This is a genomic window from Acinetobacter sp. ATCC 27244, assembly GCF_000156555.1.
GTDB classification, from domain to species: domain Bacteria; phylum Pseudomonadota; class Gammaproteobacteria; order Pseudomonadales; family Moraxellaceae; genus Acinetobacter; species Acinetobacter haemolyticus.
Window position 1 is genome coordinate 11640 of record NZ_GG665953.1, and the last position, 10733, is coordinate 22372.

Here is a 10733-nt window from a genome sequence, read left to right on the forward strand (position 1 = left end):
TTTTTTTTGCTGATCACTTAAGCAGTTTGCTCAAGTACTCTTTTAATAAATCTTTTTGCTCTTGGCTTGGTTTTGCAGTTTGCAATGCCATTAATTGAGACATATCACCTTGGACTTTGATTTTACCTGTCATGAATGCTTGCATTGCAGCAGCCATGTCAAACTCTAAGAATACTTTGCGTAAAGTCTCAGCATCCATATTTAAAGTTGTTTTAGCATTTGAAGACAAACCTTTTTGGATCTTACCAGCATCAAGAGCTAGCTCAGTATTACCAGCTGCATCTGTTACAACTAAGTTAATCGCTAAATTCGCAAGCGCTGGTGGTAAGTTTAAATCACCTGCTTCAGCAGTAAGTTTATCGACTGTTGCAAACCAATCATCAGTTAAAAATGCAGCCATGATTATTCCTCAAATGTATTTGTTCAATTTCTTGTGTTATCTATCCAGACAACATCACATGAAGCAATTTGCTCGTGCCATGTTATAGCACGTATATTTTATTTTAGGCTATGATTTTTTGTACGTAGGATCCAAATTTTAAAAAAATTATAAAGAAAAGGCACTTAACAAAGTGCCTTTTAAAAATTTTTACATTTTAATCAGCTGCAAAACTTAAATTAACCACATCGAGACGATTTTTCAGCTCTTCAGGATCTTTGAGATCAAACTCACGCTGCCCATCTAAAGCTTCAAAATCAAATAATTCGCGGTCAGCCAATTGTGACGGTGATACGTTCTGTAAAGCACCGAAAATGCTGTGTAGACGTTTTGGATATTGCTTATCCCACTCACGCAACATATCGTTGATTATAGCGCGTTGCAGGTTTTCTTGAGAACCACACAAATTACACGGGATAATTGGAAACTTACGCATTTCTGCGTATTTAATAATATCTTTTTCTTCAACATACGCTAAAGGGCGAATTAAGATATTCTTTTTATCTGATGAAAGAAGCTTAGGCGGCATCGCCTTTAAACTCCCACCATGGAATAAATTTAAGAAAAATGTTGCCATAATGTCATCACGATGATGACCTAATGCCACCTTAGTTGCGCCAATCTCTTGTGCAAAACCATACAGCGAACCACGACGTAAACGAGAACAGACTGCACAATAGGTCTTACCTTCAGGCGTCAATCGCTTGGTAATGGTATAAGTGTCTTTTTCCAAAATGTAATATGGAATATTATTTTCTTCCATATAACGTGGAAGAACATCTTCTGGGAAACCAGGTTGTTTTTGGTCAAGATTGACCGCAACAATGTCAAAATTAATCGGTGCGATACGTTTAAACTGCAACAAAATATCAAGTAAGGTGTAGCTGTCTTTACCACCAGACACACACACCATGACTTTATCGCCATCCTCGATCATTTTATAATCACGAATTGCATGCCCCACTTGGCGACGCAGTTTTTTCAACAGGCGATAATAGGCCGAACTGGTTGGAAGTTCTGGCTTGAAATTAAATCCTTGGTTGGACTCCACTGGCGCGTACATAGACGTGATTAACTCATAAACAAAAACACTGCGAGATTTTATCTGAATTCGAAAAAAACCGCACCAAAAGAATTTTTCAATTTCTTTCTATCGTCATATTCAGATTTCATACTGGTAAAATTCTGATCAAAAATTATAAAAATTGCCTAGATTGCTTATATTTCAAACTTTTCCACAGTTTTCCACAAAAACTGTGGATAAAATTGTGGATTTCTTAGCTATTGACAAACTGTTTTGATCAGATAATAAGGCTTTTGATTAAATTGATCATTTTTTGACCAGTTATTTTAAGCATTAATAATCAATAGCTTATATAAGTCAATACTTCAATTTTAAAAAAAAATTAAATTTTTTTTTGCTGAACATTCGAACAAAATGACTTGATTTTTTGTTAGACAGCAAAATAAAAAAAATTGTATTAAAACTCCATTTTTTGCATTTTTTTGTTACACTGCGCTAAGGAATTAAAGCTCATCTATTTGTGAATATTATAACGATGAACAAAATAACGTATTTAATGACCTTCTGTTTGGGGACAATCGTTTTTTTTTATAACTCTGCACATGTTCATGCAGGGCAAACCATTTATCAATTCAAAGATACTAACGGTACAACCTTACTCACCAACAAGAAGAAAGCAGAATATAGCCATTTGAAAGTCGTTAAAGCGACTTATTATCCTGACAGTAATATTCACACCTATAGCAATTGGGGTAAAACTGAGGCCTCTGTGCTTCCCAGCTATAATCGTAATAGAAATGCTTTTGATCATCTGATTAGACAAGCAGCGCAACAACACGGTGTATCTGAAGGATTAATTAAAGCAGTCATGCATACTGAGTCGGGATTTAACGTCCGCGCGCGTTCCCCAGTAGGTGCCCAAGGCTTAATGCAATTAATGCCTGCAACCGCTCGACGATTTAATGTTAGTGATGCATATGACCCACAACAAAATATTTTTGCTGGTGCTCGCTATTTAAGCTGGTTATTAAAACGTTTTAATGGCAATACCGAACTCGCACTAGCTGGCTATAATGCGGGCGAAGGTAATGTCGATAAGTATGGTGGTATTCCACCTTTTCGTGAAACGCAAGATTATGTACGTCGCGTAACCAGCCGTTATCAAAACTTGTATGCTTCTGGTCTAGGCAGTGTGACGACGAATAATGCATTGATGGCACAATCCGTCAGTTATTCAAATGCTGACTTACCAAGTAATCTATCCACTAGCAGCCCCGCCCCAAAACAATATAACCGTCAAATTATTACACTGGCAGACGGAACATTTACAGATGCACCTGCGGGCACCTATTCGACTGCAAATGCCTCAGCATCTGCACACATACGATTGAGTGATTAAACTGTACATTAAAACAACGATACATCTTCATAATGTGTACTTATTTAGTGCATTAAAATGATTTTAAGTTGTTGTTTCTTCATTCATTCATCGTTTTAATACTGAAATACAATTCCATCCATTTTTTTCTTGAATTTTTAGGGTTCAGCCTGCATATTATGGGGATGATTTATATTTATAAATCAGATCACTTTTTCTTTATAAGAGGGTTTTCTCAATGATGCGGATTGGTTTGTTCTTGCTAACCAACCTCGCGGTACTGGTTGTAGCTGGCATTATTTTGTCACTCTTCGGTGTCGGTAGTTACCGTAGTGCGGGTGGCTTAAATCTAGGCAACCTATTAGTCTTCTGTTTTGTCTTTGGTATGGTGGGTTCATTTATTTCCCTCTTCATGTCAAAGTGGATGGCTAAAAAAACCACTGGGACTGAATTAATCGACCCGAATGCACCTCGTAATCAGGCTGAAGCGTGGTTGTTGCAAGAAGTTTCTCAATTATCTCAACGTGCAGGTATTAAAATGCCTGAAGTGGGGATCTTCCCATCTTATCAATCAAATGCATTTGCAACTGGTTGGAATAAAAATGACGCACTAGTAGCTGTTTCGACAGGTCTATTAGAACGCATGAACAAAGATGAACTTCGTGCAGTACTTGCACACGAAATCGGACACGTTGCGAACGGTGACATGGTTACACTTGCCTTGATTCAAGGTGTAGTCAATGCCTTCGTTATGTTCTTTGCGCGTGTTGCAGGTGACTTTATCGACCGTAATGTCTTTGGTCGTGAAGATGGGGAAGCACCTGGTCTTGCTTATTTCGCTATTACCATCGTATTAGATATTGTGTTTGGTATTTTAGCATCCACAATCGTAATGTGGTTCTCTCGTCAACGTGAATATCGTGCAGATGAAGCTGGTGCTCGTTTAGCAGGTAAAGATGCCATGATTTCTGCACTGCTTCGCTTACAAGCTGAGTCAGAAATGCCAGATCAAATGCCAAAAGAAATGAAAGCATTTGCAATTACGGAAGGTAAGGAACAAGGCTTTAGCTTAGCTGCTTTATTCCAAACTCACCCAAGTATTGAGCAACGTGTTGCTGCGCTCAAACAATTGAATGTTCATTAAATCAAACAGATTCAAAAACAAAGCCTCCTATATGGAGGCTTTGTTTTTTTATGAGTATCTCGCTCAATGAAAGGATTGATACCATTGCCATAAAAAACTAAATCCAGCCCATACAGCGACCACCAATAAAATAAGAATGGCAATGCCCAATAAATCAGGTATCCGCAACCAGATCCAACTCACAATAGGGTTACGCCAAAATGCTGAAGTTTTTTGCTTTTGTTCTAATGCTTCATGTAAAAAAGGATGCACCACATGGATATCACTTCGCACCTGATATTCTTCACGAATATGATCATGTACGATGTCTAAGGTCTTGCGGCTAGGACGGATAAACACATCAAAAATTGTCCCGACGATCGGGACAAAACCAACAAGCATATCCAAGATTGCCAGCTTCACCACTCCATTCAATTTATGTTGCGGAACACCAACCTCTCTGGCTTTTTTAAATGCATAGAGCGTTAAAATAAATCCTGCGATGTCACCTGCAAAGGGAATGGTACTCAATGCGGCATCGGCACCCACCCCTTGTTTAGTAAATGGGATACGCACCAAACTATCCATGGTGTTGGCAAATTTTGCTAAATCACGCTCTACTGCAATCGCCTGCTGTTGCGTTAGTTTTTTTTGTTGGGTCATTCAGTCAGCCTAAGATACATAGTTCTATTGATGATAAATTAGCATATCAATTTTTTCGGTATATTTTGTTCTGTAATTAGAACAAAATCATCGATGCAATAAAGAGATAGATCAATACTCCCATTGCATCACAAATCGAAGTAACCAAAGGCGCAGATGCACTAGCAGGGTCAAAACCAAATCGATTTAAAATAAAAGGCAGACTCATACCAATCAAGCATCCCATGAGTACGATTCCAACCATACTAAATGCCAAAACCAATGCAACTAATGCATCACCACGTACATAACCAAGGAGTGAAACAGCAATTGCCATCGTTCCACCTAAGCATAACGCGACTAAACTTTCTCGACCTAATAAATAAAACCAATCTCTAAATTGCACATCACCTGTTGCCAATGCTCGCACCATCAATGTTGATGACTGAGATCCTGCATTTCCCCCACTCCCAACTAAAAGTGGTAAGAAAAACACCAAAACAAGATGTTGCGCAATGACATCTTCATAATGCGCGATTCCGATACCCGATAACAGACTACCAAATACTAAAAAAACCAACCAAAAAACGCGTTTCTGATACAACTGTAAGATAGGTGCGGACTTTATACTTAGTTTAGTGGTTGCATTGACAGCCCCTACTTTTAAGAAATCTTCTGTTGCTTCTTCACTGGCAACATCCATTGCATCATCGTAAGTAATAATCCCCACCAAAGCTTGTTGTGCATCCACAATCGGTAAAGCAAGCAAATCATAACGCGCCATAATTTTAGCAATGTGGTCTTGATCGTCATCAACACGCGCACTAATCACATCACGTACCATCAACTGTGCAACTCGTGTTTCTGGTTGTGCCAAAACCAATTCACGCAAAGACACAACACCGATCAGATGCCGTTGTTCATCAATAATATAAGCCTGATAAATCGTTTCCGCGTCTGGGGCATCCTTGCGTAATGCCTCTATTGCTTGAGCAACAGTAAATTCAGGTTTTAGCGTCACATAATCCGAAGACATGATCGCCCCCGCTGTGCCTTCGACATAATCTGCAAGACGGCGGATGTCTTCTCTTTCAGCTTGGGCTAATGCGGGTAATAGAGTTTCCTGTTCACTCGGATCTAAGCGTTTAAACAAGTCAGCACGATCATCGGATGGCATTTCACTTACAATCTTTGCCAGTACTTGACGAGGCATTTCTTGTGCGATCAGCATTTGCTGTTTCGCAGGGAACTCCGCAAAAATATAGGCACGTTGTGGTAAATGCTCGAGCAAATAAGCTGCATAGCTTGGGATCATTTGTTGTAATAATTCAGCCAAGTCGGCAGAGGGAACACCTTTGAGTAAAGCGAGTGCTTGATCGAGGTGATGGTTTGCAACAGTTTCGTTGAGTAGTGTGATTAATTCATTTCTTGACATGCGAATCTCCTAGCCCAAACACATTCGGCTAGGTCGCAGACATAATTAATCGTGCGCGTAAAAACCTAGCGTATTTAGGGAATATTTAAGGTAGTAAGTACTTGATCGAGACCTACAACTCTGTGTGTCCATTTTTTAGATAAACTCTCAATTGAACCGTTTATACGGCGCATGAATAATAAAGGCTTGAACCCAATGGCTCAAGCCCTATCTCTATGAAATATGTCTTATTTTGTTTCAATCTAAACGACGTTCATCAAATATGACATTTTTAGCAATTTAATGTTGAATAACAGTATTGGCTTTAAAAATAGAGCGAATCAGCACATACATTAATGGAATAAAAATAAGTACTAATATCGTACCAAATACAACACCTCCAAAAACGCTATAACCGATTGCTTGGCGGCTCAAAGCCCCTGCTCCCGTTGAAAACATTAATGGAATTACCCCTGCGCCAAAGGCAATCGATGTCATTAAAATTGGACGTAATCTTAACCCCGCAGCACGCAAAGCCGAATCCAATAAAGATTTTCCTTGCTGTTGTAAACTCGCAGCAAACTCAACCATTAAAATGGCATTTTTACAGGACAGTCCTATGGTCGTCAGCAAAGCAATTTGGAAATAAATATCATTGGCGAAACCAAACCAATAACTAAACAAAATTGTTCCACCGATCCCTAATGGAATTGCAGCCATCACCACAGATGGTATCGACCAGCTTTCATATAAAGCAGCCAAACATAGAAAAATGAAGGCAATAGAAATCACGTATAACCAAATTGCTTGATTACTAGACTGTTGCTCTTGATAAGATAAACCACTCCATGCCAAGTCAATACCAGGCATATTATTTGCAAGTTCTGTCAAGGCTTGCATGCCTTGACCACTACTAAAACCACTCGCTGAATCAGCTTCTAACTCAATCGAAGGATAGCCCATAAAACGTTGTAAGGATGGCGGTGCACCTTGCCAAGACACTTGACTGAACTGGGTAAATGGGATCATTTGACCTTGTGCATTTTTTACATGCCAAAAGCCCAAATCTTCTGGTTTTGAGCGATACGGTGCGTCACCTTGTAAATAAACACGCTTAATTCGGCCACGATCAATGAAGTCATTAATATAACTGCCACTCCACGCTGTCGAAATCGTTCGATTAATTTCACTCACATTTAAGTCATGCAACATCGCCGCGCGATGATCAATTTGAAGGTTTAAAACTGCCTGATCATCATTGGTTTTTTTATCTAGATTTTCAATACTCTCTAGTGCATTACCTTGTTGTTGTAACTCTCTAAATGAGGTTAATAAATTATCCCGCCCCATTCCCTGAGTATCTTGTAGCCAAAAATCAATTTTATCGGAATTACCTAAGCCACGAATTACAGCAGGCATAACCACCATGATTCTTGCTTGATTGTTTTGTGCAAAATGTTTCATTGCCCGTGCACGAATCGCTTGTGCACTATTTTCACTTCCCTGACGTTCATCCCAATGTTTTAAAGATACAAAAGCTTGTCCAAGATTTTGCCCTGTACCTGAAAAATTACGACCATGAATCACCATAATGCCATTGAGATTATCTTTTTCCTCACTCAAAAAGTAATCTGAAATCTGCTGACCCACAAGTTGAGTTTGACTCATGGGAGTCCCTTCTGCGAGACGGAATTGTACCCCTAAAAGGCCTTGATCTTCTTGTGGTAAAAAGCTGGTCGGTAATTCGCGATAAACCCAAGCAAAGGCACTGATTAACACGATAAATGAAATAATCGCCACCGACTTTACCTGAATTGCTTTTTTTGCAAGCGCTAGATAAGCAGCCCTAACCCGATCTAACCCTCGCTCAAAGCTTTGAGCCCACTTTGCTTTTTGATGCTGCTGTTTTAAAAGAATTGCGCATAAGGCAGGTGTCAAAATTAAAGCAACCAATAAGGATAAAGACATCGCTGCGACTAAAGTAATCGAAAACTGACGATAAATAATGCCCGTCGCACCTGTAAAAAACGACATTGGAATAAATACGGCGGTCAACACTAAAGTGATACCAACCAATGCTCCACTGATCTCTTGCATGGATTGAATACTGGCTTGTTTAGCATCCAACTTTTGCTCATGCATGATACGTTCAACGTTTTCAACTACCACTATCGCATCATCGACGAGTAAACCAATCGCTAACACCATGGCAAATAAAGTCAAGGTGTTAATACTCATCCCTAAAACTGCGAGCACAGCAAAGGTTCCTAAAATCACAACAGGAACTGTAACCGCGGGAATCAGCGTTGCTCGCCAATTCTGTAAAAACAGGAACATCACCAAAACCACTAAAATGATCGCTTCAATCAAGGTCGCTAATACTTGAGACATTGACTCTTTAACAAATGGCGTATCATCCCGAGGATAAACGACGATATATCCCTCGGGTAAATCCTTCTTAATTCGTTCTACTTCTTGATAAATAAGATCAGCCGTTTGCATCACGTTGGCACCCACAGCTAACGATACCGATAATCCAGAAGCTGGGTAGCCATTTAAACGGTTAAACACTTGATAGTTTTCTGCCCCCACTTCAATACGCGCAATATCTTTTAAGTAAACTAAACTGCCATCTCCATGGGCTTTTATAATAATTTGTTCAAATTGCTCAGGTGTTTGTAACAAGGAGCCTGAAGTCACTCTTGCATTTAAATATTGATCTTCGGTACTAGGGAGCTGTCCAATGGCCCCAGCAGCCACTTGCGCATTTTGACTTTCTAAAGCTGTTCTAACTTCACTGACACTTAGTTGGTATTGTTGTAACTTTTTTGGATCTAACCAAATTCTCATCGCATATTGTGAACCAAACACACTGATTTCGCCCACCCCTTCAATACGACTCAAATTTAATTCAAAGTGATTGGTTAAATAGTCTGAAATATCAATATTGGTAGAACGTCCAGATGAATCTGCCAATCCTATCACCATAAATGAATCACTCAGAGATTTTCGAACGGTTACCCCTTGTCGTTGTACATCTTCCGGTAGACGGTTAATGGCACCATTAATTGCGTTTTGCACTTGAACCTGTGCTTGATCTGGATCAGTACCTTGTGCAAAAAACAGACTGATCCGACTATTACCGCTAGCGTCACTACTAGAACTAAAATAAAGTAAGTGATCAATCCCTTTAATTTGTTGTTCTAATACTTGGGTAACACTATCTTCTACAGCTTGTGCATCTGCACCACTATAACTCGTTGCGACAGTGATACGTGGTGGCGCAATATCTGGATATCGCTCTACCGGTAAGTTTAATACCGCGAGTAAGCCAACAGCCATGACGATAATTGCTAAAACACCAGCAAAGATGGGACGATGAATAAAAAACTTAGATAACATGGCTGTTCATTCCGTTCCAGAAACAGTCAATTTTTCAAAAAGATAGGTGGAAGATCAATTAAAGTAAGTACAGATTTTAAGCTTGATCATCTCTAAGTCATTCTCAAAATACCATCCCTATTAACATATCATTTCAAAAAGTGCTAATTAAGGAGGAATCGTGGATTTTTACGATTTAATATCGACCAAATCTCCATCGATTTGCTACAGATTATTTTGACTAAAAAGTATTTAATTTAAATCGCTTTGCTATCAATTACTTCATAAATACAGATTGACAGCCACGTAAGTAAATCAGATAGTAGCACGCTTATTGCCACCCCCTATTTTATTCGTCATTTATGAAAACCACGCTGCAAAACTTTAATATTCTTCTATTAATTTTGCTGCCAGCATTAATTACTGGTGGTTTATTAATTTTTTCTGGCAATTTATCTGACGGATTGAGACTTGGTTTTTTATCATTACCAGGCGTTATTTTCCTAGTTCTTGCAGCAACACAACGCAAATTTTATTGGTATCTTCTTTCTATCCTTTGGTGGTTTATTTTCTGGTTCGATTCGTTGCTTCGCTCCAGCACATGGATCTTGTTCAGCAGTGATAATGAAGCTTATTTTATTATTGAGGCGATTGCGAATACCAGTTATGCAGAAACGTGGGAGTTTTTCCAGCTTCATATGCTCACCATTCTATCGGTATTTTTTGGTCTCATCGCATTGACAGTTGGATATAACATTGCGGCATTTAAATACTTAAAAGAAAATAGCTTTAAACAACTTTGGAATAGTCGGTTCTATCGTATTTGTATCATTTTTTTGGTGGTATTAACCTTAACCAGTTATCTCATGAAGCCTTCTCGCAAAGTACATCCCGTTGTATTTTGGACGAATTATCATGAGAAAATTCAAGATTTCCGAGATCGAATCAAACAACATAAGAATGTACATCATCAATGGGATCAAAGTGCACAACAGAACCTGATTATTCAAGATCCAAGCAAGCTAAAACAGACCCATGTTTTAGTACTTTCTGAAAGTATCACGAGTCTTGATTTAGGTCTTTGTGGTTATAGCAGAGACACTACGCCAGAACTTAACAAACGAATAGATCAACTTAAAGTCTTCTGTAATGCTTTTTCACCATCGCCTTCGACGATTAATGCTTTGCGTGTGTTACTGACCGAAAGCCCAGCAGCAGAATATAAAACATATTCACCCGAAAGTATCTTGGCTTACGCACGAGCAGCTGGTTATAAAATTTACTGGATCAGTAATCAAGATGATATTTATCTTTCATCTTTATTCGGTGCTT

Annotated in this window: 7 protein-coding genes and 1 pseudogene; 3 read left to right on the forward strand and 5 right to left on the reverse strand. The window is 38.9% G+C overall.

The window, feature by feature from the left end; genetic code table 11:
* Positions 1–17 precede the first annotated feature (17 nt).
* Together HMPREF0023_RS06635 and ttcA are read right to left on the reverse strand one after the other, a co-directional pair.
* Positions 18–400, reverse strand: a pseudogene (locus HMPREF0023_RS06635) (SCP2 sterol-binding domain-containing protein).
* A gap of 196 nt (positions 401–596) precedes the next feature.
* Positions 597–1502, reverse strand: coding sequence for a tRNA 2-thiocytidine(32) synthetase TtcA (ttcA, locus tag HMPREF0023_RS06640; RefSeq protein WP_004640251.1), 906 nt, complete (start codon positions 1500–1502; stop codon positions 597–599).
* A 496-nt stretch (positions 1503–1998) separates the two neighbouring features.
* Here ttcA and HMPREF0023_RS06645 point away from each other — a divergent pair, with 496 nt between their 5' ends.
* Both HMPREF0023_RS06645 and htpX read left to right on the forward strand, forming a co-directional pair.
* On the forward strand, positions 1999–2862 hold the full coding sequence (locus HMPREF0023_RS06645; protein WP_008941560.1) for a lytic transglycosylase domain-containing protein: 864 nt from the start codon (positions 1999–2001) through the stop codon (positions 2860–2862).
* Positions 2863–3079: 217 nt separating this feature from the next.
* The gene (htpX, locus tag HMPREF0023_RS06650; protein WP_004640254.1) at positions 3080–3985 is read left to right on the forward strand and encodes a protease HtpX; all 906 of its coding nucleotides are present in this window, start codon (positions 3080–3082) and stop codon (positions 3983–3985) included.
* Positions 3986–4048: 63 nt separating this feature from the next.
* Here htpX and HMPREF0023_RS06655 read toward each other — a convergent pair whose 3' ends face one another.
* The 3 genes from HMPREF0023_RS06655 to HMPREF0023_RS06665 form a co-directional block, all read right to left on the reverse strand.
* The gene (locus HMPREF0023_RS06655; protein WP_004640255.1) at positions 4049–4627 is read right to left on the reverse strand and encodes a DUF4112 domain-containing protein; all 579 of its coding nucleotides are present in this window, start codon (positions 4625–4627) and stop codon (positions 4049–4051) included.
* A gap of 76 nt (positions 4628–4703) precedes the next feature.
* Entirely contained in the window at positions 4704–6041 is a 1338-nt protein-coding gene (gene mgtE / locus HMPREF0023_RS06660; protein ID WP_004640257.1) for a magnesium transporter, read from the reverse strand.
* A 279-nt stretch (positions 6042–6320) separates the two neighbouring features.
* Positions 6321–9422 carry an efflux RND transporter permease subunit gene (locus HMPREF0023_RS06665; RefSeq protein WP_008941561.1) on the reverse strand — a complete coding sequence of 1034 codons (3102 nt, stop codon included), beginning with the start codon at positions 9420–9422 and terminating at the stop codon, positions 6321–6323.
* A gap of 341 nt (positions 9423–9763) precedes the next feature.
* Here HMPREF0023_RS06665 and HMPREF0023_RS06670 point away from each other — a divergent pair.
* On the forward strand, positions 9764–10733 hold a 970-nt coding region (locus HMPREF0023_RS06670; RefSeq protein WP_008941562.1), incomplete at its 3' end, for a sulfatase-like hydrolase/transferase.

Coding starts and splice junctions, on each gene's coding strand:
- HMPREF0023_RS06645 (WP_008941560.1), top strand. CDS start 1,999: ATGAACAAAATAACGTATTTAATGACCTTCTGTTTGGGGACAATCGTT.
- ttcA (WP_004640251.1), bottom strand. CDS start 1,502: ATGTACGCGCCAGTGGAGTCCAACCAAGGATTTAATTTCAAGCCAGAA.
- htpX (WP_004640254.1), top strand. CDS start 3,080: ATGATGCGGATTGGTTTGTTCTTGCTAACCAACCTCGCGGTACTGGTT.
- HMPREF0023_RS06655 (WP_004640255.1), bottom strand. CDS start 4,627: ATGACCCAACAAAAAAAACTAACGCAACAGCAGGCGATTGCAGTAGAG.
- mgtE (WP_004640257.1), bottom strand. CDS start 6,041: ATGTCAAGAAATGAATTAATCACACTACTCAACGAAACTGTTGCAAAC.
- HMPREF0023_RS06665 (WP_008941561.1), bottom strand. CDS start 9,422: ATGTTATCTAAGTTTTTTATTCATCGTCCCATCTTTGCTGGTGTTTTA.